Below are 24,111 nucleotides of genomic sequence, written 5' to 3' on the forward strand. Positions count from 1 at the left end.
ATTGATAAAACTCACTTTGGTGCTTGGTAATTTATATGTAAATTTGTGAGAATTAAGATAGATAATAATAAACAAATTCATAAAATAACATGAGTCAATTCGATGTTACCGTAATAGGTTCTGGTCCTGGTGGTTATGTAGCTGCGATCCGTGCAGCACAGTTAGGTTTCAAAACAGCAATTATTGAAAAATATTCAACTTTAGGCGGAACTTGTCTTAACGTTGGATGTATTCCGTCAAAAGCGCTTCTTGATAGCTCTGAGCATTTCGAAAATGCAAAACACAATTTTGCAGGTCACGGAATCATCATCAATGAGCCACAAGTAGATATTGCAAGAATCATTGAGCGTAAAAACGAAGTTGTAGATCAAACAACTAAAGGGATCAACTTTTTGATGGACAAAAACAAAATCACTGTTTTTGAAGGATTAGGAAGCTTTGAATCTGCTACTCAGATTAAAATAACTAAAAACGACGGTTCTTCTGAAACGATCGAATCTAAATATACAATCATTGCAACAGGTTCTAAACCGTCTTCACTTCCTTTTATCTCTCTTGATAAAGAAAGAGTGATCACCTCTACTGAAGCATTAAACCTTAAGGAGGTTCCTAAGCACTTAGTAGTAATTGGTGGTGGAGTAATTGGTCTTGAATTAGGATCTGTATACTTAAGATTAGGAGCTCAGGTAACGGTAGTTGAGTTCATGGATAAAATCATCCCTGGAATGGATGGAGCTTTAAGTAAAGAATTAACTAAAGTTCTTAAAAAACAAGGTATGAAGTTTATGCTTTCTACAGCAGTTTCTGCAGTAGAAAGAAACGGTGACACTGTAAAAATCACAGCTAAAGACAAAAAAGGGGAGGAAGTAGTAGTAGAAGGAGATTACTGTTTAGTTTCTGTAGGTAGAAAGCCTTATACAGACGGTCTTGGTCTTGAAAAAGCTGGTGTAGAACTTGACGAAAGAGGAAGAGTAAAAACAAATGATCACTTACAGACTAACGTTGCCAACATTTATGCAATCGGTGATGTTATCAAAGGTGCTATGCTTGCTCACAAAGCTGAAGAAGAAGGAGTTCTTGTTGCTGAAATATTAGCAGGTCAAAAACCTCACATTAACTACAACTTAATTCCTGGTGTTGTTTACACTTGGCCGGAAGTTGCAGGGGTAGGTAAGACTGAAGAGCAATTGAAAGAAGAAGGAGTAGCTTACAAAGTAGGTTCTTTCCCAATGAGAGCATTAGGAAGAAGCCGTGCAAGTGGTGATACCGATGGACTTGTTAAGATTATTGCTGACGAAAAAACTGATGAGATCTTAGGAATGCACATCATTGGAGCAAGAGCTGCTGACCTTATTGCAGAAGGAGTAATTGCTATGGAATTCCGTGCTAGTGCTGAAGACATCGCAAGAAGTTCTCACGCTCACCCAACTTATGCAGAAGCTATCAAAGAAGCTGCATTGGATGCTACAGCAAAAAGATCTATCCACATGTAATATTTGATTAAAATTTAATCATTTAAATAATAGAAGAGGAGCAAATTGCTCCTCTTTTTTGTTTGTCCTTAACTCTATCAGTATTTTTGTCATTGCGAGTAAAGCGAAGCAGTCTCAACTTTACTTTTGGCATAAAAATGGAGATTGATTTTGAAAAATTAAACATGAAGAAAATTTTTATCAGTGTAATGCTTTTGATAGGAATAAGCTCTTTTGCTCAAGAAGCAGGTAAGGCTGGTGAATTGTTGGAAAATGAAGCTTCAGCTACTGAAATGCGGGGTCCAAAATCAGGGATAAAAAATAAAACCTTTGATCGTAATCCGGAGAATCAGAATGAAAGATTGAAAAACCCAAACTATCAATGGAATAGAAATTATGGATATGCTGAAGTCTTTTTAAGGATTCCTGAGCAAGGCTTTTTCACTGTTGAAGTTGGTGATCAGACGATTGCCAATGCTTCCGGAAAATACCGTTTTTTTGATCTTCAATCCGGAAGAATGCCAATATCTATCTATGAAAATGGCTTTTTAATATACAGAACTTCTCTGATGCTTCGAAATAACAGCAGAATGGTATTAGACTTTTTCACCAACCAAGGGTTATATCTGCTAGACTCATATCCTGTGCAAGGGCAATATGGATTTAATGATTGGAATGATATCTGGAACAATCCTTATGGAAATCAATCCGGAAATTGGAATCAACCTGGAAATGTAATGGATGCTACTACATTCCGGCAGTTTTTTGAAATGCTGCAGAGAAATGAAAAGTTTGATGATGGAAAAGTAGCTTTAATTAATCAACAGATGAGAAACTCTATGTTTACTGCTGTACAGATAAGAGATTTGGTGAAATCTTTAAGCTTTGATAAGAATAAGTTAGCACTTGCAAAATCTATGTATCTGAGTTGTGTAGATAAGAATAAGTATTTTATGGTATATGATGCCTTTGATTTTGAAAACAGCAAAAGAGAACTTAGAGATTATATTTCCGGATTATAATAAGCAAAGAGAAGAGCTTCTCTTTTTTGTATAAAAATGGAAACCATATTAAGATATTTGATCATTGCGAACCGGAGGTGAAGCAATCTCAATGTTGTAAGTATGTTGGAAATCGCAAAGCCGCAAAGTTTTTTTAATACTACTTCTTAGGGCGCAAGGATTTTATCTCCGATAAAATTGTACACTGCTAAGCATTCGTACATTCGTGGCAAAAAAATAGTGCAACTTTTTGAAAATATATATTAAAAAAAGCCGAAATGTTCTTGTGTCTTAGTGTATCTATCAATTAAAGAAAAATCTGCGAAATCAGCCAGATCTGCGAGAAATAAATTTAATTGATATAATAATTCCCCAGATCAAATTACATCACCTTCATTTTATCATAAAACTTTGAATGATTAGGAGCAATATTAAACTGGATTCCAAAAGTAATTCCTTTAAAATATTTTTCTTTGTGTATCGGGAAAGCATATCCTGTATTGAGAAATAGCGCATGAAACAATGAAATTCCAATTCTGGGTTCTATTGCATATGGATTGATGGAAGCACCATATAACTGGCCATTGTTGGTATAATAAACATTCGCTTCAGGCAGAAATTTATTAGTTTGATGAATGCGTGTATATAAAAGGGAAGGACCAATTGTTACAGATTTGTAGTTTGAAGCTCCAAGTTTGAATTCGAGTCCAGCCTGTAAAACATTCCTTCCTGTGTATCGGTAGGCAAGATTAACAGCTGTTTTATCCAGTATTTGTGCACTTGTAGTGATGATGGATAGAAGAAATGCCAGTACAAAATAATTTTTCATATTTTCAGTTTTTTTTGTTCAAATGTATAGGTTTTAAAGGCTGTTCTAAAGATAAAAATGATTCTTGAAAGTATTCACTAGGTTAAAACCTCCAAATTTCCGTACCTTTGTCAGCTAATTTTATCATCAATGCAACTCGGAAAAACTCAGAATTTACAAATTTCAGAAAAAATTAATTCAGGATGGATCTTAACAGACGAAGAATCCAGTGAAAAAGCTTTTCTTCCTAAAATCTTCATTCGTGAAGAGCAGGAGGTGGGAGAGTATGTTGAGGTTTTTGTGTATCAGGATGATGATAAATTAAAAGCGACTACTGAAATTCCTTTGGCGGAAGTAGGTGAATTTGCAGTAATGAGTTGTGTACAGAGCCTTCCAAGTGGAGCTTTTATGGACTGGGGAATCATTAAAGATTTATTTGTTCCGTACAAGCAGCAGAAAACCAAAATGATTGAAGGCAAAAGATATCTGGTTCATCTCTATGTAGATGAGGATATGGAGCTGATTACAGGAACTACAAAATTCAAAAGAAATCCACAATATGATGATCTTCCGTTCAAAAAAGGAGATAAAGTAAATCTTATCATGATGAATGAAAGCGAATTGGGCTGGAATGTGGTTATTAATAAACAATATATCGGTTTGATCTATGCTTCGGATGTTTTCAAAAAGCTATATCCATTGTCGGAAGAGACGGGATATATCAAAACCATTCGTGAAGACGGGAAAATAGATATTTCTTTGCAGTCAGAAGGATTTGAAAATATTGATGAATTCAAACAAAAGATCTTAGACAGGCTTGAAGAAAATTATGGACTTCTATATGTTTCAGATAAATCTACTCCTGAAGAAATCAAGGCTGAGCTTCAGATGAGTAAAAAGAATTTTAAGAAAGCCATCGGTGGACTTTATAAAGATAAGATCATCGATATTTCAGACGACAAAATAAAATTATTATAAAATAAAAAAGAGCAGAATTTTCTGCTCTTTTTTTGTTGATATCTATTTCCCAACCCCATTTTCAATAAGATTTTTATAGTATTCTTCACTATAATATTCAATCTTAAAAATCCAAACTTTATTTCAAAAATATGATGTAAATCATAACAAATTTGTTTAATTTTTTTGTTTAACAATTTTGTCAAAAATAAAATTTAATATAAATTTGCACAAATTTGTTTAACAAAAATGTCAAATCAAGCAAAAAAAGACCAAACACAGGAATTGATCAAGGAGACAGCGAAGAAATTATTCTTTGTGAAAGGAAAATTTGATGCTACTACGCAGGAGATTGCAGATGAAGCAGGAGTGAATAGAACACTTATTAATTATTACTTCCGATCAAGAGACAAACTCATTCAGATCATCTTTGATGAAGCTCAGAAAGTAGAGCAGGAGAAATCAAAGATCATCCAGAATTCAGATCTTCCATTTAAAGTGAAGATCAGTAAATTTATAGAAAGCAGCCTTTCTACGAGCCTGCAGTATCCATATCTGGAAACTTATATAGTTTCTCAGATCAATAAAGGAACCTGCCATCAGAGAGAAATAGAAGAAGATATTCTTGAAACTTTGTATAAGGATATTGAAAAAGAAATGGAAATGGGAAATATTGAAAAAATGGCTCCCGTTCAGTTTATCCTGAATATGGTTTCCCTATTAGTTTTTCCAAGTGCAATAAGACCATTATTTATGGAAAATTTAATGATTAGTGACGAAGAGTATGATAAGATTATTTCAGAGAGAAGAGAGATAATTATCAATATGTTATTTAAAAATTAAAAAAATCTAAAGTATTTCTTAAAATGATTCGTCAGTTAGAAATAAAAGCAAGGATAAAAATTAAAAAAATAAACGAAGTATAAAATTATGAAAAGAAAACGTATAACTGCTCAAAAGCTAAAAATTGGGATAGCTGCAGCATTTATGATTTTCGGTTTTTCATCAGTGTCTGCCCAGCAGCAGGTTTCTCTGCAGGAAGCAATAAAACAGGCACTCCAGAATAAGGCTGAAGCTAAAAAAGCAGCCTTACAGGTTAAAAAAGCCGAATATAAGATTGATGAGGCTAAAGCCGGAGCTCTTCCACAGATTAGTGTAGCCGGTGGTGTTTCTTATAACCCGATTATTCAGGAAACAGTAGTGGAGATCATGGGCCAACGAAACATTTTCAAAATGGGTCAGCCTTGGAACTCAAACATTTCTGCCACTTTAAATCAAGCGTTGTTTGACCAGAGAGTTTTCATTGGTTTAAAAGCCGCAAAGTCTACCAGAGAATTCTATGTATTGAACTCTCAGTTAACCAATGAGCAGATCATTGTGAATGTAGCAACAGCGTATTACAATGTATTTGTACAGGAAGAAAACCTGAAAACATTGGAAACAAGCTATGCCAATACTGAAAAAGTAAGAAATGTTATTAAAAGTTTGGTTGATAATGGTTTAGCAAAACCAATTGATCTTGACAGAACCAATGTTCAGCTTACCAATATTGCTTCCAATAAGCAAAAGCTAATCAACGGAGTAGAACTTACCAAAAATGCACTGAAGTTTTACATGGGAGTTCCTATAGATTCTCAGATTGAACTGGAAGAAAAAAGCATCGAACCAAAGCCTGAACTTATTTCAGGACAGATCAGCTTAGACAACAGATCAGAAATTAAAGTGCTTAAGAAGCAAATGGAGCTTTTACAGTTCAATAAAAAGGCTACTGAAGCATTCCTTTATCCTACAGTAAGCCTTCAGGCAAACTATGGTTGGTACGGAATGGGAACAAAATTCCCTTGGTTCAACGGAATTAGTAATGGTGTAAACTGGAGTGATGCTGCATCAGTAGGATTAAATGTAAATATTCCGATTTTTACTGGAGGAGCTACAAAATCTAAGATCCAACAGGCGGAAATTGATATCCAAGACTTAAATCAGGATATTGAAAACACTCAGCTAAGCTTGAATTTAGATTATAAGAATGCAACAACCAATATGGAAAATGCTTTAATCAATATTCAGAGTATGAAGGATAACGTGGCATTGGCAGAAAAAGTACAGGCTAATACACAATCTAACTATCAATATGGTTTAGCAACACTTACAGATCTATTGGATACAGATAACTCATTAACAGAGGCCAAACAAAACTATGCCAATGCTCTATTAGATTATAAGCAGGCTGAAATTCAGTTGATGAAAGCAAAAGGAGAATTAAACACACTACAAAACCCATAATAAGCAATGAAAAAAACTTTAATATATATCATCGTAGCAGCTGTACTGGTTGGGTTGGCAGCTTACAAGATTGCAGGTAACAAAGAAAAGCAGACTCAGGAAGTAAAAGAGGTTGCCAAGCAAGTAGATAAAATCAACGTTAATATTGTAACGGTAACAAGAGAGAATATTGATACAGATTATTCTGCAAACGGGACCTTCCTTCCTAAGCAGGAAATGAACCAGTCTTCTGAAATCGCAGGACGTATTGTTAGTGTTCTAGTGAAAGAAGGTTCAAGAGTAGGAGCAGGGCAGGTGTTAGCAACTATTAAAAGAGATGCTATCGAAGTTGACGTTACTCAGGCTCAGAATAACCTACAGAATGCTGTTATCGACAACCAACGTTACGAAAACGCATACAAAACAGGTGGAGTTACCAAACAACAACTTGACAACTCAAGATTGCAACTGAAAAACATGCAGGCTGCAGTGAAAGCTCAGGGAGTAAGAGTAAATGATACAAGCATCCGTGCTGGGATCAGTGGTACAGTTAACAAAAAAATGGTTGAACCCGGAACAGTTGTTTCTGTGGGAACTTCAATGTTTGAGATTGTTAATATCAACAGTTTAAAACTTTCTGTTTTAGTAGATGAAAGCCAGGTTGGAAAAATTCAGTTAGGTCAGGAAGTTCCAATTAAAGTAAACGTTTTACCTGAAGAATCTTTCGTAGGTAGAATTACATTTATCGCTCCTAAAAGTGATGCTTCTTTGAATTTCCCTGTTGAAATCGAGGTTCAGAACAGAGGAAACTTAAAAGCAGGTATGTATGCAACGGCTACCTTTAAAACAAACCATGGTGCAGAAACTCAGAATATGCTGACAGTTCCTGCAGAAGCGTTTGTAAACGGAGTAAGTTCAGGGCAATTATTCGTTGTTCAGAATGGTGTTGCTAAATTGATTAAAGTAACTGTTGGAAAAGTTTACGGAGATAAAGTACAGGTATTAAGCGGACTGAATGATGGTGAGCAAGTGGTAACCAGCGGACAGATCAACCTGGACAATGGATCTAAAGTGAACATTATAAAGTAAACGATATATGAAGTTAGCAGAAATATCGATTAAAAGACCCTCGTTGGTAATTGTATTATTTACGATTCTGACGCTGGGAGGTATCCTGAGTTATACGCTCATGGGATACGAATTGATTCCGAAGTTTGAAACCAATATGGTAACCATTTCCACGGTGTATCCGGGAGCTTCACCCGCAGAGGTGGAAACCTCCGTCACCCGAAAGATTGAGGATGCCGTAGGTTCTTTGGAAAACGTAAAAAAAGTAGAATCTTCTTCATATGAAAGTTTATCCGTTATCATGGTTCAGCTGAACAATGGTGCCGATGTAGACTTTGCATTGAATGATGCTCAGAGAAAGGTAAACGCTATTCTGGGAGATCTTCCGGATGACGTAAAAGCACCTTCACTGAATAAATTCTCCTTAGATGACTTACCAATTATCACGATGAGTATTTCATCGGATAAATTAAACAGTAAGGATCTTTATGACTTACTGGATAAAAAGATTGAACCTATTTTCTCCCGTGTAAACGGAGTAGCACAGGTTGACCTTGTAGGTGGACAGGAGAGAGAAATTCAGGTGAATCTGGATGAAAAGAAATTGCAGGGATACGGACTTTCTATTGGAGATGTTCAGCAGGCAATTCTTTCTTCAAACTTAGACTTCCCTACAGGAAGTTTGAAAACAAGAACTACAAAATCTACCATCAGATTATCAGGAAAGTATAAGTCTACTGTGGAAATGAACAACCTTGTGGTTTCCAACAAGAATGGAGCACAGGTTCGCTTATCTGATATTGCAACTGTTTTCGACTCTCAGAAAGATGTTGAAAAAGTAGCGAGATTCAACCAGTTTCCTACAATCTTAATGCAGGTGAAAAAGCAGTCTGATGCCAACGCGGTAGCAGTATCTGAAAGTATTCAGAAAACGATTAAGACTGTAGAAGAAGCATACAAAATTCAGGGAGTAAAAGTAAAAATCGTAAACGATACTACAGAGTTTACCCTTGAATCAGCGAACCACGTAATTTTCGACTTATTCTTAGCGATTATCCTTGTGGCGATTGTAATGCTATTGTTCCTTCACAGTATCAGAAACGCATTCATTGTAATGGTATCTATCCCGGCTTCATTGGTGGCAGCGTTCATCGGAATGAACCTGATGGGATATACTTTGAACTTGATGAGTTTACTAGGACTATCCCTTGTGGTAGGTATCCTTGTGGATGATGCGATTGTTGTACTGGAAAACATCTACCGTCACATGGAGATGGGTAAAAGCAAGATCAGAGCAGCCTATGACGGAGCTTCAGAAATTGGATTTACCGTTGCTGCGATTACCTTGGTAATTGTGGTGGTATTCTTACCGATTGCGATGAGTTCAGGGCTTGTAGCCAACATCCTGGCACAGTTCTGCGTCACGGTGGTTATTGCGACGTTACTGTCATTATTAGCTTCATTTACCATCATTCCTTGGTTATCATCAAGATTCGGTAAACTAGAGCATTTAACAGGTAAAAACTGGTTTGAGAAATTCATCCTTTGGTTTGAAGGATTAATTGACAAATTCACTCATTGGGTTACAGATATTCTTGAATGGTGTCTGAAAACAACTTTAAGAAGAATTTCTACAGTTGTGATTACATTCATTATTCTACTTAGTTCATTCTCATTAGTGGCCTTTGGATTCATTGGAGGGGAATTCTTCCCGCCGATTGACCGTGGTCAGTTCTTGGTGCAGATGGAACTTTCAAAAGATGCAACTGTTGAGAAAACAAACCAATTAACATTAGATGTTGAGAAGTACTTAAGAAATGATAAAGATGTTGTAGACCTTATTACAACCGTAGGACAGCAGTCAACAGGTTTTGGAGGTGCTCAGGCAACTACTTACCAATCTGAGGTTCAGGTTAACCTTACAGACAAATCTGAACGTTCTGAAAGTACCAACATCAAAGCTGCAAAAGTAAAAAGAGCCTTAGAAGAGAAGTTTACAGGAGTAGAATTTAAAACAGCTCCAATCGGGATCATGGGTGCGGAAAATGCTCCGATCGAGATGGTAGTAACGGCTCCGGATAATGCAACAGCAGTAAAAGAAGCAACCAGAATCCTTGATCTATTGAAAAAGGTTCCAGGAGCAGTAGATGCAGAATTATCCACTGACTCTGGTAACCCGGAAGTACAGGTAAATATCGACAGAGATAAAATGGCCTCTCTAGGCTTAAATCTTTCAAGTGTAGGACAAACAATGCAGACTGCATTTAACGGAAATACAGATGGAAAATTCAGAGCAGGAGAGTATGAATATGACATTAATATCCGTTTTGGAGATGCGAACAGACAATCCATTGATGATGTTAAAAACCTTATGTTTACAAACCCTCAGGGTCAGCAGGTTCGTTTAAGCCAGTTTGCTGAAGTAAAAATGGGGTCAGGGCCAAGCTTGCTTGAACGTAGAGATAAGTCTCCTTCAGTAAAAGTAAGAGCTAAAGCTGTAGGTAGACCAGTTGGGGACGTAGCAAACGAATGGGCAGCTAAGTTCATGAATGATAAAAGACCTATTGGTGTAGATTACATCTGGAGTGGAGATATGGAGAACCAGCAGGAAGGTTTCGGTACTTTAGGAATCGCATTATTAGCGGCTATTGTATTGGTATATCTTGTAATGGTATCATTGTATGACAGTTTCGTATATCCTTTCGTGGTATTGTTCTCTATTCCGTTAGCAATGATTGGGGTAATGGTAATCCTTGCCTTAACAGCTAATTCATTGAACATCTTCACGATGCTAGGGATGATTATGTTGATCGGATTGGTAGCGAAGAATGCGATTATGATCGTTGACTTTACGAATGCAAGAAAAGCAGCCGGAGCAACCACTCACGATGCGTTAATTCAGGCGAACCATGCCCGTCTTCGTCCGATCCTGATGACAACCATTGCGATGATCTTCGGTATGTTACCGATCGCATTGGCAACAGGAGCCGGAGCAGAGATGAACAAAGGTCTTGCATGGGTAGTAATCGGTGGTTTAACATCGTCTCTATTCCTTACCTTGATTATTGTACCAGTAGTATACTCTTTATTTGACTCTATCTTAAGAAGAATGGGTAAAGACACTAAAGTAGACTACGAAGCTGAAATGAAGGCAGAATATGAGCACAGAGAACTCAATGAAGATGGATTTACTCCTAAACATTTAGATAACTAAAATATCATATACCTTTAATTAATCGAAAGCGCCTCAGATCTTCTGAGGCGCTTTTTTTCAATTTTATTCATGATTTTACCATGCTATTTCAAATCCATCACTGAAAAACTTTCCTGAAGGGCCACTATTATCAATCGTAGCCAATTTTATGATGGCTCTGGTTCCTTGTTCAGGAGTTTGATATCCTGTAAAACCATTAAGGTCAGTAGCTGTGAATCCCGGATTGACACTGTTAATTTTAAAATTAGTGTCTTTCAGTTCATAAGCAAGCATTACTGTAAAAGTATTGACAGCTGTTTTTGAACTACAATATGCCATTGGCTTTACATCATAAAATTCATAGTCGGGATTGCTATGGTTAGTCAGCGAACCCATGTCACTGGAAACATTGATGATTCTTGGCTCTTCGGATTTCTTCATTAAGTCCAGTAGATGTTGAGTTACTTGGATAACCCCAAAAAAATTGGTCTCATATACAGATCTGAGATTATCTAAGGAGATTGTAGATGCATGCTGAGGCATTTCTCCTATTATTCCAGCGTTGTTAATCAGAACATCCAGTTGGGAGATTTTAGATTCCAGCTCTTTGCTGGCACTTTGTACAGAGAACAGATTAGTAACATCAATTTGTAAGACATCAACATCTTTATAACCTAATTCTTTTAAAATCTCTACCGCTTTTAACCCTCTTTTCAGATCTCTGCTTCCAATGAAAACCGAATATCCCAGCTGTAAAAGTTGTTTTGCTGTTTCAAAACCTATTCCTTTATTGGCTCCTGTAATCAGCGCCGTTTTTTGTCTTACCATGATTTTATTGTTTAATGATATAACAAAAATAGAAAGTGCATGGCAGAGAAAATGGTAACCTTTTCTGTTTAAATGGTAACCTTTTCTGTTTTTAGATCAGGATGATTCTCTTTTCTGTATGCTTTTGGAGTTTTATCAGTAAATCGTTTGAAAAATTTCGTAAAATGAGAAGGTTCAAAATCTAATATTCTTGCAATTTCACTAATGGGTTTATTGGTATTGGTGAGGAGATCTTTTGAAATAAAGATCAATTTTTCCTCATATACAGCACATGGTGATTTTCCCAGTACTTCTTTGACAGTATCACTCAAATGATTTGGATTGATAAATAGTAATCCTGCAAACTGATTGACTTCATATGCTGTTTCAACTTGTCCTGATTGAAGATCTGCTATATGTTTGTCTAATGCGGAAAGAAATTGATTGGCTATTTCTACTTGTCTTAAAGAAACACTTCTATCAAACTTTTTCATTTATATATTTATTATCAATGTGCTCTTTATCCATATCTCCGAAGAATAAAAGGGAGCTTCAAATTTTTGAAGATAAAGTATTCCTTATTACTATCAAATTAAAAACCAAACGGGCATTGGAAAGAATATTTTTAAATGAAAAAAGGCTTCTGGTATCAACCGAAAGCCTTTATATATTATATCTGAAAAAATTAGTCTGCCATAACCTCTCCAGCTTTTCTGTAGATAAAGTTTCCATAGACGTGTCTTCTTGCGAAACGGCTTGGAGAATCAGCGTTAACCATTTTAATATAAGTATTTCTTGGAACTCCCATATATTCATAGGTTTTTCCATTCAAATGCTGAACTGTTAAAATCGATTTTTCAAGATAAAAATCCTGAATGTTAGATTGAGTGATGGTTTCTGTATATTCTTCTTTATATTTTTCCTGAGTTTCAGGATTAATGCTTACCAGGAAATGATAGGCTTCAATCACAGACTTACTTCTTTCTTCAGCTGCTACCTTTCCTTCCTCATCATTGATAAATTTATCAGGATGCGTATCTTTCATCACATTTCTGTAAATAGTCTTTAACTCTTTTAAAGTTACAGTTTTATCAACTCCAAGAAGGGTTCTGTGTTCACCTATTCGTTTCATATTTTGAATTCTTATTTTCGGGGTGCAAAATTAAGGAATTTAATTGAAACAATTGTAACTTATTCATTATTAATTTATTTGATGACGTTTATTCTCCATGAAAATATTCATAAGCATAACCTTCCAAATCTCCACATTCTGAAATTAGTTGTTCTTTTTCATCATAAATTTTGAAGCTTTCCTGTGAGCCTCCGATACTTGCAGAGCCATCCAATCCAAGAAGGATGGTATAAAAAGTGTCTGTTAAAAGTGCTGAAATAATGTCTTTTAGTTGCTCAGTCTGAGTTTTATTGAGGTTTAATTCTTCAATTTTCGTCGAAACAAGGGTTTTATGCTCTGATTTATTTTCAAACGTTGAATGAAGAATGTCCTGTTTTTCGAGATAGAAATTTTTTACAAACTCTTCGGTTGTCATTATTGTATGTTTTATTTGATCCGTCCAAAGGTTTTCTATTGGTGGGTAATTATATATTCTATTATCTTGTTATTATAACTATGTCATTTCGAATAAAGGCTGAAGGTCTGCGAACATAGTTTGGAAGAGAAATGAAGAATCTAACTGTATTGAGATTCCTCCTTCGTCGGAATGACAGCGATATAAGATTGTATATATTCACTTAAACTATTTTACATAATAAGGAACAATGCTCTTATCAAAAATAAAATAGAAATCATTGCCTGTTCTGGCTAAAAGACCATCCTCGGAAATCCAGTCGTATTCTTTCTGTAATGTAGTTCCGTCACTATAAAGCAAACTATATTTTTGCCCGTTTTGATAAATTCCCAGTTTAGTTTGTGCATACAACAATGTTTGACATAACCATGGACTTTTGGTCATCAATTTTCCTTCAGGATCATAATAATACCAGATATTATCTTTTCTCAGAGGAAGGATATTAATAACATTGATACGGTTTGGGATAAAATTAACCGGCGATTCTTCGTATTCAATGGGAACCAAGATTTTTCCGGTCCTGTCAATAATACCTATTTTCCCACCTTTTTGTACCATGAAATAATTGCCATCTAATGGCGTTGCATTTTCAACTTCAAAACTGTTGGTATTCATAGTATATTGTCCTTCCTCATTTTTTCTGAAAGGGAATCTTAATAATACCGGATAACCGCAGGAAGTTCCGGAACATCGTTCAAATTCTCCATTGAGCCTATTGAAATTGTATTCAGTACTATTTTCATTCATTAAAAAGCTGATGAAATGTGTGCCACATGTTGTTCGGTGATTGATCTTTGTATAAATTCCCTTATCTATAATAAAGGATCCTGTACGGTCAATCAGATTATATGATTTTGTTTCGGTGTCAAAAACCAAGGCATATTTTCCGTAAAAAGGGTAGGCTTCTCTGAATTTTTTATTAAAAACAGGTTGCCCGTCTTTCAGATTAATATAAACGAAGGCTCCATTTTGATAAGTAGGAAGAATACTGTCTTTAGGAGTTTGGGAGGATGTGTTTTTTACCAGAGTAACGAGGTTAAATGGAATATCAATTTGAGCCTTTACAGAGATTGCAGCCCAAAAAATACAGAAACAATACAGTCCTTTTTTCATAGTTATCAGTTAGCCTATAAAATTAATAAATTCAGTTAATCTGCAAAGATATTTATTCAATCAGGCTTAAATGATAAACAAAAACCTTATCAGAACTCAGAATATAGGTTTTTATTCAGCTTAAAATAAATAGACTGGTTTTTAAAATCAATAATGGTATTGAATCTTTTTAAGAAACCATTTCCAAAAAAACCTGCCATTTTTTCTGAAGCATCAATGCCTTCTGTAGAGCTGGAAAGCGTAATCGGGACATTGTAAAGAAATTTATGAGCGAAAGTAATGGAAGGGCAAAGAACTACCGGCATTTCATAAACAGAACCATCCGAACCTTGTGCAGTAGCTTTCCCTATCGTTTTCATGGCATTGGCTAAAGAATTCTTTCTGACATAAGGAGAAGCAATGGTAAGTGCATCATCCGCACCGCTGTCAAGACCAAAATACCCGGAATATTCTTTACCATTCACTGTTATTGAGCCTTCCACAGCAGGATAATTATCGATGAGATGAAGTTTCATTTTTTCATATCCTGAAAAATCAATAGACCTGTCGTTTTCATCATAAAAGCGGATCACATTTTTATGATAATCAATTTCAATAATCTTTCCTTTCATTAAATCTGTTCCGAAAACCCCATCGAAATTAACCTCTCCATAAGGAATGAGGGTAAACAGAACATCTGTTTTCTGTATATCCCCGAATTGAACCATATTATGACTGCTGTAATCAACGGTGTTTACCCCGTTTGAACCCTTGTTTTCCGATTTTCCATCAATTTTTAAATCAACTTTTTTCTTTGAATTGATATTGATGACAGATCCGTCAGCACCAGTATCAAACAGTAATTTTACGTTATCTACTGCATTTACCTTGCATTGCAGATAAACAGAATTGTTTTCCAGTGAGAAAGGAATAAGGGTCGACTTTTTTTGTGCAGATAAAGTTGCAGTGATTCCTATGGTTAAAAAAAGAATTTTAAAATTCATAAACGATACATTCTAAAGGTTAATGCAACGAAAATAAATCTATTGATGATCTTGACAAAGAAAGAGCACTTCATTAACCTTCCCTTAACCATTCTGTATTCAAATGTCCTTAAAAACTAAATACAGATAATTGATAAATAAAAAAAGTACCCAAAATGAGTACTGTTATTCTGATTTCACATGATTAAAGTTTTAAATCTCCTAATTCATCCATTTTCACTACAGCATTGGGCTGGTAGTCTTCTGTGAGGTTAAATATTTTTCCCAATTTCTGTGAGGCATTAATAAAACTGATGTAGGTACATAACTCTGATATTTCCTTATCTGAAAAAAACTCTCTCAGAATATTGAAATGTTCTTTGAATATAGAACGGTGATCTTTGCAGAAGATATCAGCAAAGCTGGCTGCTATTGATATTTTTAATTCTGATGTTGAAAAATCAGGTCTTCCTCCTTTTGCCATACAGTATTCACAGCCATTTCCAAAGGCAAGTGTTCTTCGGATTTGTTCAAGTAAATAAGAGTCCAGACTCGTTTTTTTTAAGAATGTTTCTTCCAGATTGTTCCAGTTTTGAAGAATTTCAGGATTGTGTCCGATTAATTTTTCAAATGGAGAATCTCCATTACCTGAAAATGCAATTGTTGTCATATTTTTTTATGTCAAATTTCCGGGAAATGAGAAAGGTTTTAAAATGGATTTAATTGTTAAATATTGTATTTTTGATTGTTTTAATTGAAATAGTTAAAAATGGCAATGAAAATAGTTTTAGATGATTTTGATCGCAAGATTCTGACTCTGTTAACGGAAAACTCCAGAATAAGTTATGCTGAAATTGGGCGTAAAATATCTTTATCACAGTCTGCTGCAAAGGAGAGAGTTCAAAATATGGTAGCCATTGGAGTAATCAAAGGATTCAGTATAGATATTGATTATGCTATGTTGGGATATAGTCTTACCGTTATCATTCATCTTAAATTTAAAAATGATGAGTTTAAAGTATTTATCGATCATCTCAGGTTATTTCCTGAGATTCTCAGCTGTAAAAGAATTACCGGAGAATTTTGTCTTATTACAGAGTGTATACTCAAAGACAGTACGCATTTGGAAAATCTGATCGACAGGCTGATTAAATATGGAATTCCTGCTACTTCGGTTCAGCTCTCTGAGATTAAAAATAATCACTTTTTTGCCCTGTAAATAACCCATTTCAGGATAAAAAATTCTGATTTACAATTTTGAAAGAGAAAAGTTTTTAAAGATCATTTCATTTGATTGGGATTATGAGTAAATCAACTAAAAGTAACTTCCAGCCTCCTTCTTCCAGCTCCCAGCTTTTTAACTCTTCTAAACCATAAAAAAAGCAATACCCAAAATGAATACTGCTATTATAATTTTTTAATTTTGAAACCTATTAAGGTTCGTCACAATTTTTCTTCAGTTTTGTGAAAATTTTGTCGAAGTCTCTGTAAACATTTCCTTCCTCATCACGTTTCTGTCTGAAACTGCTGTTGGCACAGTTATGAAAACTTAAACCAATCATATCAATAAGAGCGTAATCTTCACTTTGTGGATCACTAAGTTTTGCATTGAAACGGTTCATAACTCCTTGGGGATCTGAATTGTTTTTACTTTTAAGCTCAGTGTAGGCTTTCCATGAAGCAAACATTTTTTCTCTGTCGGGAGATGATATGGCATCAATGGATTCTCTGCAGGTTTCGTAAAATCTACTGTTTTTAAGAGTGGTAGGATCAGAAAATGCAAGGATTTCTTCCTTGTTCAGTTCATATTCGTTTTCAAAAGTTTGTATGGCTTTTTCATACAGTTTTTTCCAAACCGGCTGATTGATCACTTTAAGGCTGTAAAGCTCCTGTTTTTTTTCCTGGTATTGCTTTTCCAGGTTTTCAAGATGCTGATCTTTGTTTCTACGGACTTCTTCAAGGCTGGAAAGTTTAAAAATAGGATTCGTATCAAAATGAACCCCATTGAACTTGTATAAAAGTTTATTAACACCGTCTATTTCCTCAATTTCATATTTGGAAGCATCAAAATATCCCTTGTTGTCACAATTGAATGTCTGATAGCTGTACGGTGTCAGATTGTTGGTTTTTACAGGGCCCTTTTGCCCCAAAACAATAGCAGATAAAGTCAGGGAGAGCCCGACTATCATTTTTTCCATGCGCATAGTTGTAGAAAGAATCCGAATTTTCTAAAATTTCAGTGCAAAATTAAGACTTTAAATTCGAAAACTAAAGAATTTAACCAATTTTATATAGTTATTTTTCTTATTTGATGAGAATTTTAATTTTTTGCTTTAAACAGACTGTTTTTTGAAATTTTATGGCTCATCACAATCTCTTTTAACTTTGACGAAAACCTTTTCAAAAGTTGTAAATAAAGTATTCTCCTCATCAGCTTTAGGTCTGAAACTATGGTTTGCGCAATTATTAAAAGCGTTCATAAGGTCAATAATAGCATAATCTTCCTTTCTCGGGTCATTCCATTTGGCGTTAAAAGCATCCTTTGTTCCGGAATAAGGTTCTTCTCCTTTTTTAGGTTCAAATAACCCTTTCCATACAGTATACATTTTCTCCTTGTCCTTGGTGGTCATAGCATCTGCATATTCTTTGCAGGTAGTATAAAATTTACTGTTTTTAAGGGATTGCGGATCAGCATACCCCATAAGAAGTGCTTTATTGAGCTGATATTCGTTTTCCAGAAGGGTAAGAGCTTCTTCATGCTGTTTTTTCCATATCGGAAGGTCTATGAGTTTGAGTTCCTCAAGTTCTTTCTTTCGTTCCAGATACTCTTTTTCTGTCTGCTGCAAAAGTTGAGTGCTGTTGCTGCGAACCTTATCATATTTTACAGGATTAAAAACGATAAGAGAGGTAAACGGAGACCATGTTAAAGGATATAAAAGTTTGTAAGTGCCATCTATTTCTTCTTTTTTATATTTTGAAGGATCAAAATATCCCTTAACATCACATCCAAAGGTTTGATAAGAATAAAGAACCAAAGAACTTTTTTTTGCAGGAGCCTTTTGAGCAGTCATCATCACGCATAAAGCCAAAGAAAGCCCTGTGAATAATTTGTTCATCGTTGAAAAATTTATATTTTGAATTTCGGGTTAAAATTAAAACTTAAAGCATCAATTTTTATCACAAATCAGAATTATTTACTCACTGGTTTCGGGGATTTATAGGGCTTGTCATTTGTTATTCCTTGTGTTTTTTATATTTTGCAGCCCGATATCATGAATCCTGATTCTGCCGAGGTAGAAAGGAAGTATAATGATTGAATTATTAAACAAAATATTAATAATGTACGACAATTTAGAACAACTGTTTTACAGAGGAGATCTGGACCAGTGTATCATAGAAGGAGAGCAATACTTATTATCTCATCCCAATGATGAGGAAGTCTTATTTTTAATGGCAGTAGCTTACCATGATATCGTTTATTATGACGGGCATGAAGCGGTTTATGATGCCATCCGGGACTATGTTATTCCTTACCTAAGAAGAATACTTCAGTTTAATCCAAACAATCAGAAAGCATTATATAACATTCTGAATTATCCATTAGGAAATGAATATACCCTGATGCAGATCGCCAGAAGTAAAAAGCATATCACTCAGGAAAATAAAGCTGAATTTATAGGCTATGCGGAACGTATGCTGGATGACCCGGATTATACAGCATATGGCTATGATTTCCTTGTAAAAATATATGAATCTCTGGAAGAAAATAAAGCGCTTTTGAACAGTCTTGAAGCCGCAATGTATTATGCTAAAAAAGCACATGCTGACAACCGTGAGGTCAGGGATAAAAACATATCGTTATACTGGATCAAAAAGATCTATTTACTGGACCACACAAAAATGTTTTCAGGAGAGGAACTTACTGCACTTATTGAACAGGAATATGCTACGTTTGTAAGCCGGAATGAATATGATTTTTTCAATCTTGCGGATATTGCGTTTGAAAATAATGCACCTGACCTTTCACTGAAAATGATGATGAAGGCGATTAAAGGGGAAAATTCAACAGGTCATGTTCATGAAAAACTGGCAGAATGGCATCAACGCTTTGCAGAACTGATGAGAAACGGATATAATAATCCTGATGTTTTCTATTATCAGCTGATTATTGAAAGAAACTATAGTGATCTGATAAATGTCTCTGCTGATTTTTACTACCATCATGCCCTTGAAGTTATCAATTCCCACCCAGAACTGTTCTCAGGGTATCATTTCGCAGGGACATTCCTCTATGAAAATGAGCGATATGCTGAAGCTATTCCTTTATTGGAAAAAGCAGTAGTATTATCACCCAATGCGACTTCCTGGAGACGAAAAGTAGAATCCGAATACCTTTTGAATAGAATAGTATCCTCTGAAGTTCCAAGATTTCCGGATTATCCTGCCGATATTTATAATGAAGGAGTCTGCATGAGCGAGTTTATAGAAGTAATAGAGGATGAGAATGATAAAATACAATTGACAGAAGTCAATCGTATCGTATATAAACAGGCTTATGAAGCTTTCCGAAGATATTATAAAGAAGGAAAGTTTGAGAGTAATTATTACAATGATCTGCATACGAGGGCAATGTGCTGTAATAACTTAGCCATTAAATATTCGTTATTGGGTGATCATCATGCTGCTGCAACAATTGCTTCTGAAGGGTTTAAGTATTCAGAATTTATGGAGCTTCATCTGGTATTGATTGATGCTTTAATTGATGGTGGAAATCATGAAGAAGCAGAAGAAGCATTGAATAATTACTTCAGTAATTATGGAGAATCCGAGGACTATTGTTCTAAAACACTATGCTATAGGGCTAAACAGGTTCAGCTTCATCAAATTATGGGATGGAATGATGTTCAAAGAGAAGCAAAAGAGGTGCTTACCTATGCTTATCAGTACACCATAGAGAATCTGGAACTTGATGATTACCATTACAGAGATCTGGAAGCTGGTAAGAATATATTGGAGGGAATTCTATTTGAACATTTGGATGGTCAGGATTTACATACCAGAAAATCATATTATGAACAAGTAGCAGAGCGCTTTCCAGAGGAAGCTAATCCTCAGTATGCGCTGATGCAGATTTATAATGAAGAGGAAAGTTATGGACAAGTAGCGTTGGCAGCCAAGAGATACCTTCAAAATAAAAGAGAATTCCTTTTAGATGCTTTTGATAAAGCGAAAACCATTTATATGATCGTTAAAAGTGATTTTCTTCAGGGAAATTATCAGGAAGCAGCCTCTGTTTTCAGTCAATATGATGCTGAATGTAATGAAGCCATGGATCCTGAAGAATATGTACTTTGGTTAAGCTACGGAGTTCGTGTTTATGAAAAGCTGAATCATAAAGATCACACTTTATCGCTAGCTGAAAGATTCAATACAATCTATAATGCTGAAGAATGGGGCTATGATGATCTTGTGGAAAGTGTTGAACTGGCAAAAGCCGTTGTATTATATCAGGCTGGAAACGTAAAAGAAGCTCATACGATATTGGATCAGGTACGTTCAGTTGTAGATTATGATCCTATTGCTGATGAATATAAAGCTTCATGGAAAAAACCTGGATTGTTTTCGAAATTTGGATTTTAATCATTTAAGAACAAAAAAATGGCACATCGTCTTTACGTATATAATGTAGATTCAAAAACGGGAGACCAGTATTCACATTATCTGGGAGAGTGGAATTACGAGATTCCGGAATTACTTCTTCCTTTATTTTCCTGTGACCCAAGATCAAAAGGAAAACTGCTGTACTTTGATAAGATTAATGGAGTAGCAAGGCTGAAATCCTTCTATCAGTTGTTGGGTGAACATTATCAGTTGCTTTACAAAAAGGCTTATTATGAACCTGTCAACAAAATGTTTGAGATGTTGGATGATCTTCCTTATGACACCTTCGTTATCAATGGTTGGGATGTTTTCAATATGAATGAAGAGAAACATTCCGATCAGGCTAAAAACTGGGCGTTTGAGATTAAGGAAAAAAGTAAGCTGTATGATAAAGCTATAGCCAAACAGAATCTGGGTTGGCTGGAAAAAGAAATTGTAGCCAGAAGCGGATATGGATCTTTTTTAGAGATGCTGGAAACAGACTGGATTGATTATGGTCTGGGCTACTGGAATGAAGATTTATACAAAGATATTTCGGAGTCTTTCGAAGACAATGGTCTTTGGGGATTGAAGGATAAAAAAGGAAATGTCATAACGTCACCTGTTTATGAGGAAATATTTGCCTTTAGTGAAGAAGGAATTGCGGTAGCACAGAAAAATGGTAAGTACGGATATCTGAGAAACGATGGAAAAGTACTTATTGAATGCATTTATGAAGAAGTTTATGATTCTTTGTTCATTGACAATAAGAATTATGGGATTATAGAAATAGATCAAAAATGTGGGTTACTTAACATTGAAACCGGAGAAATTGTTATTCCTTGTGAATATGAAGAACTGGAAATGCTAAGGCATGTCTACCTTTTTAATGCTAAAAAAGAGGGTAAGTATCGCCTTATTGATGCATTTAATAAACCTATTATTGAAGAGAGTTTTGATGAACCTTTTGAGTTTAATTATTCAGGAATGGTCTACCGTTCGCTGGAAGGGACCTCAAAAAAAGCCTTTTACACATTTGATGGTGTTTATCTTGGTGAACATCCTGAAGATGTATTGGGTGAGATTGGGGAAGGCTATTATTGGGTTAAACCGAATAAATTTCAGAAAAAGACCAGCATTATAAAAGCTGATGGAAGTCTTTTGGATGCTGAAGTAGATATCGTGATGATTCTGAATGATTATTACACTTCTTTTGCCTACAAGAAAGCTAAGAAATGGCATATTTATGACATAAAATCCGGTGAATTCAGGTTAACAGAACATACCATTGAAAATATTCACAGGGATTGGTTTACACAGTTTATGAAGAATATATTCCTGTTGTCTGATGAAAATGGCTGGGGCTTATATAATGCTGCTGAAGACCGCTGGTTACTCCCTTCCTCTAAAGAATATAAAAAAATAGAATCCTGCCGGGAAGAAATCTTCCGTGTAACCACTTCAGACGGAATGTTCTATTTTGACCAGCAAACAGAGACTCAAAGCAGTGTTTACGATTATATCGGGGAAGGAATAGAGTATAACGAACAGATGCTTTGCCTTTATAAAGGACATGAAATGTTTATCCTTGATACTGAAAGAAAATTACATCAGGTTTCCGATAACCAGCTGGGAGCTTTATATGAAAAAAGACATAATCTCCGTGGAAAAGATCAAAAGCATTTCCTTGATTTTTATAAGGCATGGACAGAGAACAAAGGTTCAGGCTACGAGGAACATTTTGACGATGCAACGCTGATGTCGAGGGCTGAAGAATACATTGAAGAAGGAAAAATTGAAGATGCCGTGAGACTGTATCAAATAGGAATAAGCCGCGGAAATACAGATATGATGGTGGAACTTGGATACATTTATGTTCATGATGAGTATCCTGAATATTATGATCTGGAGAAAGGTCTTGCCCTGTATGAAAAAGCTGCTTCTAAGAATCATGCCATCGCATGGAATAACCTGGGTTATCATTACCAGAGCGGAGTGGGATATCCTCAGGATATTAAAAAGGCTTTACAATGTTTCAGGAAATCTGCAGAATTAGGAGACGGCCTGGCAATGCAGAACCTTGGGCTTCTGTATTTTTATGGAGAATATGTATTACAGGATTATGACCTTGCATTAGATTACTATAAACAGGCAGAAAAGAAGTACTATTATAATGATGAAAAATTTGCTGAAATCTATTACCAGCAAAGTGATTTTGACAATCTTCAACGTTATTTGAAAAAAGACACCGAGGGTACGTATTCCGATATTTATTACGGAATTATCTACGATGAAGGATTAGGAGTAAAAGTAAGTCCTAAAAAAGCAATCAAATACTACGAGAAATCTTTGGAACAGGGCTATTATACTACAGCATTGAAAAGACTTTTATATTTCTATAAAGAAGACCCAGCCTTTGCTGATCCGGAGAAATATCAGCACTGGAAGACATTTGGAGAGGAGAATGATATGGATGTATAATTAAAACTTGTAGAGTCTTACATATTCATTATTTTAAAAACTCTTTTGTTATTTATTCGGAATCTAGACTATTATATTCCAATAATGAAGTTGAGATTCCTACAGAATGACAAATAGAAACTGCAAATTATTTTCCGTTGCAATATTCTATGTACCTATGTGGTAGGAGAAATAACCATATAGGTACATAGATTTGATGTTTAAATGAAGAATTTGTACATTCGTGGCCATTAAAAATAGTTGCTCACTTCAATAAGATTTTGGTCCGGATCCCGGAAATAAACAGATCTTATTTTCCCTACAGCACCTGTACGGTCTACAATGCCTTCAATGATCTCAATGTTTTTTTGCTTTAGTTCATCCATCACCTCATGAATATCAGTTTGTGCAATGAAACAAAGATCTGCGGAGCCACTGGTAGGGTACTCAGCTTTAGGTTCAAATTCATGGCCTTTTTGATGCAGGTTGATCTTTTGATTTCCAAAAGTAAGTGCTTTTCGGTTATCTCCAAAGGTTACGACTTCAAAACCCATGATATCTGTGTAGAACTCTATGGTTTTGTTAATGTCTGCTACAGTTAATACAATGTGATCGATGTTTTTTATCTTCATAATTTTTTAATTCTAAAATAATAGATTTATAGTAATTAATAGCTTAATCATGATTTACTTTTTTCTTATTTTAATTGTAATGGTATTTGGAGGGATTTCTTATCTGATGATGCGTTTGTGTAATCAATGGACCCGAAATCACAGATACGA

General features: G+C 35.2%; 21 protein-coding genes. 10 read left to right on the forward strand and 11 right to left on the reverse strand.

What is annotated here, in order from left to right:
- Positions 1–89 precede the first annotated feature (89 nt).
- Both lpdA and BLS98_RS10260 read left to right on the forward strand, forming a co-directional pair.
- Positions 90–1,493: a dihydrolipoyl dehydrogenase gene (lpdA, locus tag BLS98_RS10255; protein ID WP_045497739.1), complete on the forward strand. Its 1,404-nt coding sequence runs from the start codon at positions 90–92 to the stop codon at positions 1,491–1,493.
- Positions 1,494–1,657: 164 nt separating this feature from the next.
- Complete coding sequence (locus BLS98_RS10260; protein WP_167356205.1) at positions 1,658–2,494, forward strand: DUF4476 domain-containing protein; 837 nt, start codon at positions 1,658–1,660, stop codon at positions 2,492–2,494.
- A 361-nt stretch (positions 2,495–2,855) separates the two neighbouring features.
- On the opposite strand, the gene BLS98_RS10265 is transcribed toward BLS98_RS10260, so the two are convergent.
- A complete protein-coding gene (locus BLS98_RS10265; RefSeq protein ID WP_089736161.1) occupies positions 2,856–3,302 on the reverse strand; it encodes a hypothetical protein in 447 nt (148 codons plus the stop codon).
- 129 nt (positions 3,303–3,431) lie between these two features.
- Between BLS98_RS10265 and BLS98_RS10270 the strand changes: the two genes are divergently transcribed.
- The 5 genes from BLS98_RS10270 to BLS98_RS10290 all read left to right on the forward strand — a co-directional run bounded on the left by BLS98_RS10270 (position 3,432) and on the right by BLS98_RS10290 (position 10,782).
- Positions 3,432–4,259: a CvfB family protein gene (locus BLS98_RS10270; RefSeq protein ID WP_089736163.1), complete on the forward strand. Its 828-nt coding sequence runs from the start codon at positions 3,432–3,434 to the stop codon at positions 4,257–4,259.
- Positions 4,260–4,487: 228 nt separating this feature from the next.
- A complete protein-coding gene (locus BLS98_RS10275) occupies positions 4,488–5,081 on the forward strand; it encodes a TetR/AcrR family transcriptional regulator (protein WP_089736165.1) in 594 nt (197 codons plus the stop codon).
- A gap of 87 nt (positions 5,082–5,168) precedes the next feature.
- Positions 5,169–6,521: a TolC family protein gene (locus tag BLS98_RS10280; RefSeq protein WP_089736167.1), complete on the forward strand. Its 1,353-nt coding sequence runs from the start codon at positions 5,169–5,171 to the stop codon at positions 6,519–6,521.
- A 6-nt stretch (positions 6,522–6,527) separates the two neighbouring features.
- The gene (locus tag BLS98_RS10285) at positions 6,528–7,589 is read left to right on the forward strand and encodes an efflux RND transporter periplasmic adaptor subunit (protein ID WP_089736169.1); all 1,062 of its coding nucleotides are present in this window, start codon (positions 6,528–6,530) and stop codon (positions 7,587–7,589) included.
- Between the two features lie 7 nt (positions 7,590–7,596).
- Positions 7,597–10,782 carry an efflux RND transporter permease subunit gene (locus BLS98_RS10290; RefSeq protein WP_089736171.1) on the forward strand — a complete coding sequence of 1,062 codons (3,186 nt, stop codon included), beginning with the start codon at positions 7,597–7,599 and terminating at the stop codon, positions 10,780–10,782.
- A 75-nt stretch (positions 10,783–10,857) separates the two neighbouring features.
- Here the strand turns inward: BLS98_RS10290 and BLS98_RS10295 are convergent, their stop codons facing one another.
- The 7 genes from BLS98_RS10295 to BLS98_RS10325 all read right to left on the reverse strand — a co-directional run bounded on the left by BLS98_RS10295 (position 10,858) and on the right by BLS98_RS10325 (position 15,899).
- Positions 10,858–11,589 carry an SDR family oxidoreductase gene (locus BLS98_RS10295; RefSeq protein WP_089736173.1) on the reverse strand — a complete coding sequence of 244 codons (732 nt, stop codon included), beginning with the start codon at positions 11,587–11,589 and terminating at the stop codon, positions 10,858–10,860.
- A 68-nt stretch (positions 11,590–11,657) separates the two neighbouring features.
- Positions 11,658–12,062 carry a helix-turn-helix domain-containing protein gene (locus BLS98_RS10300; RefSeq protein WP_089736175.1) on the reverse strand — a complete coding sequence of 135 codons (405 nt, stop codon included), beginning with the start codon at positions 12,060–12,062 and terminating at the stop codon, positions 11,658–11,660.
- A 191-nt stretch (positions 12,063–12,253) separates the two neighbouring features.
- Complete coding sequence (locus BLS98_RS10305; protein WP_089736177.1) at positions 12,254–12,700, reverse strand: KTSC domain-containing protein; 447 nt, start codon at positions 12,698–12,700, stop codon at positions 12,254–12,256.
- An 88-nt stretch (positions 12,701–12,788) separates the two neighbouring features.
- Complete coding sequence (locus tag BLS98_RS10310) at positions 12,789–13,115, reverse strand: hypothetical protein (RefSeq protein ID WP_089736179.1); 327 nt, start codon at positions 13,113–13,115, stop codon at positions 12,789–12,791.
- 207 nt (positions 13,116–13,322) lie between these two features.
- Complete coding sequence (locus BLS98_RS10315) at positions 13,323–14,267, reverse strand: WG repeat-containing protein (protein WP_089736181.1); 945 nt, start codon at positions 14,265–14,267, stop codon at positions 13,323–13,325.
- Positions 14,268–14,356: 89 nt separating this feature from the next.
- The gene (locus BLS98_RS10320) at positions 14,357–15,250 is read right to left on the reverse strand and encodes a retropepsin-like aspartic protease (protein WP_089736183.1); all 894 of its coding nucleotides are present in this window, start codon (positions 15,248–15,250) and stop codon (positions 14,357–14,359) included.
- Positions 15,251–15,434: 184 nt separating this feature from the next.
- The gene (locus BLS98_RS10325) at positions 15,435–15,899 is read right to left on the reverse strand and encodes a carboxymuconolactone decarboxylase family protein (protein ID WP_089736185.1); all 465 of its coding nucleotides are present in this window, start codon (positions 15,897–15,899) and stop codon (positions 15,435–15,437) included.
- A 105-nt stretch (positions 15,900–16,004) separates the two neighbouring features.
- On the opposite strand from BLS98_RS10325, the gene BLS98_RS10330 reads away from it, so the two are divergent.
- Positions 16,005–16,448 (forward strand): Lrp/AsnC family transcriptional regulator, encoded by a 444-nt coding sequence (locus BLS98_RS10330; RefSeq protein ID WP_167356206.1) that lies wholly within the window; start codon positions 16,005–16,007, stop codon positions 16,446–16,448.
- Between the two features lie 214 nt (positions 16,449–16,662).
- Here the strand turns inward: BLS98_RS10330 and BLS98_RS10335 are convergent, their stop codons facing one another.
- Both BLS98_RS10335 and BLS98_RS10340 read right to left on the reverse strand, forming a co-directional pair.
- Entirely contained in the window at positions 16,663–17,427 is a 765-nt protein-coding gene (locus BLS98_RS10335) for a hypothetical protein (protein WP_089736189.1), read from the reverse strand.
- Positions 17,428–17,586: 159 nt separating this feature from the next.
- Positions 17,587–18,345, reverse strand: a complete 759-nt coding sequence (locus BLS98_RS10340; protein WP_089736190.1) for a hypothetical protein — start codon at positions 18,343–18,345, stop codon at positions 17,587–17,589.
- 223 nt (positions 18,346–18,568) lie between these two features.
- Between BLS98_RS10340 and BLS98_RS10345 the strand changes: the two genes are divergently transcribed.
- Positions 18,569–20,869 (forward strand): tetratricopeptide repeat protein, encoded by a 2,301-nt coding sequence (locus tag BLS98_RS10345; RefSeq protein ID WP_111994748.1) that lies wholly within the window; start codon positions 18,569–18,571, stop codon positions 20,867–20,869.
- Positions 20,870–20,887: 18 nt separating this feature from the next.
- Positions 20,888–23,350: an SEL1-like repeat protein gene (locus BLS98_RS10350; protein ID WP_089736194.1), complete on the forward strand. Its 2,463-nt coding sequence runs from the start codon at positions 20,888–20,890 to the stop codon at positions 23,348–23,350.
- 230 nt (positions 23,351–23,580) lie between these two features.
- Here BLS98_RS10350 and BLS98_RS10355 read toward each other — a convergent pair whose 3' ends face one another.
- On the reverse strand, positions 23,581–23,961 hold the full coding sequence (locus BLS98_RS10355) for a VOC family protein (RefSeq protein WP_089736196.1): 381 nt from the start codon (positions 23,959–23,961) through the stop codon (positions 23,581–23,583).
- Positions 23,962–24,111: the final 150 nt, after the last annotated feature.

This window comes from Chryseobacterium jejuense (genome assembly GCF_900100075.1).
Classification (GTDB): Bacteria; Bacteroidota; Bacteroidia; order Flavobacteriales; family Weeksellaceae; genus Chryseobacterium; species Chryseobacterium jejuense.

What these genes read in the sequence shown, in the direction of transcription:
- lpdA (WP_045497739.1), top strand. Translation starts at nt 90, where the DNA reads ATGAGTCAATTCGATGTTACCGTAATAGGTTCTGGTCCTGGTGGTTAT.
- BLS98_RS10260 (WP_167356205.1), top strand. Translation starts at nt 1,658, where the DNA reads ATGAAGAAAATTTTTATCAGTGTAATGCTTTTGATAGGAATAAGCTCT.
- BLS98_RS10265 (WP_089736161.1), bottom strand. Translation starts at nt 3,302, where the DNA reads ATGAAAAATTATTTTGTACTGGCATTTCTTCTATCCATCATCACTACA.
- BLS98_RS10270 (WP_089736163.1), top strand. Translation starts at nt 3,432, where the DNA reads ATGCAACTCGGAAAAACTCAGAATTTACAAATTTCAGAAAAAATTAAT.
- BLS98_RS10275 (WP_089736165.1), top strand. Translation starts at nt 4,488, where the DNA reads ATGTCAAATCAAGCAAAAAAAGACCAAACACAGGAATTGATCAAGGAG.
- BLS98_RS10280 (WP_089736167.1), top strand. Translation starts at nt 5,169, where the DNA reads ATGAAAAGAAAACGTATAACTGCTCAAAAGCTAAAAATTGGGATAGCT.
- BLS98_RS10285 (WP_089736169.1), top strand. Translation starts at nt 6,528, where the DNA reads ATGAAAAAAACTTTAATATATATCATCGTAGCAGCTGTACTGGTTGGG.
- BLS98_RS10290 (WP_089736171.1), top strand. Translation starts at nt 7,597, where the DNA reads ATGAAGTTAGCAGAAATATCGATTAAAAGACCCTCGTTGGTAATTGTA.
- BLS98_RS10295 (WP_089736173.1), bottom strand. Translation starts at nt 11,589, where the DNA reads ATGGTAAGACAAAAAACGGCGCTGATTACAGGAGCCAATAAAGGAATA.
- BLS98_RS10300 (WP_089736175.1), bottom strand. Translation starts at nt 12,062, where the DNA reads ATGAAAAAGTTTGATAGAAGTGTTTCTTTAAGACAAGTAGAAATAGCC.
- BLS98_RS10305 (WP_089736177.1), bottom strand. Translation starts at nt 12,700, where the DNA reads ATGAAACGAATAGGTGAACACAGAACCCTTCTTGGAGTTGATAAAACT.
- BLS98_RS10310 (WP_089736179.1), bottom strand. Translation starts at nt 13,115, where the DNA reads ATGACAACCGAAGAGTTTGTAAAAAATTTCTATCTCGAAAAACAGGAC.
- BLS98_RS10315 (WP_089736181.1), bottom strand. Translation starts at nt 14,267, where the DNA reads ATGAAAAAAGGACTGTATTGTTTCTGTATTTTTTGGGCTGCAATCTCT.
- BLS98_RS10320 (WP_089736183.1), bottom strand. Translation starts at nt 15,250, where the DNA reads ATGAATTTTAAAATTCTTTTTTTAACCATAGGAATCACTGCAACTTTA.
- BLS98_RS10325 (WP_089736185.1), bottom strand. Translation starts at nt 15,899, where the DNA reads ATGACAACAATTGCATTTTCAGGTAATGGAGATTCTCCATTTGAAAAA.
- BLS98_RS10330 (WP_167356206.1), top strand. Translation starts at nt 16,005, where the DNA reads ATGAAAATAGTTTTAGATGATTTTGATCGCAAGATTCTGACTCTGTTA.
- BLS98_RS10335 (WP_089736189.1), bottom strand. Translation starts at nt 17,427, where the DNA reads ATGGAAAAAATGATAGTCGGGCTCTCCCTGACTTTATCTGCTATTGTT.
- BLS98_RS10340 (WP_089736190.1), bottom strand. Translation starts at nt 18,345, where the DNA reads ATGAACAAATTATTCACAGGGCTTTCTTTGGCTTTATGCGTGATGATG.
- BLS98_RS10345 (WP_111994748.1), top strand. Translation starts at nt 18,569, where the DNA reads ATGTACGACAATTTAGAACAACTGTTTTACAGAGGAGATCTGGACCAG.
- BLS98_RS10350 (WP_089736194.1), top strand. Translation starts at nt 20,888, where the DNA reads ATGGCACATCGTCTTTACGTATATAATGTAGATTCAAAAACGGGAGAC.
- BLS98_RS10355 (WP_089736196.1), bottom strand. Translation starts at nt 23,961, where the DNA reads ATGAAGATAAAAAACATCGATCACATTGTATTAACTGTAGCAGACATT.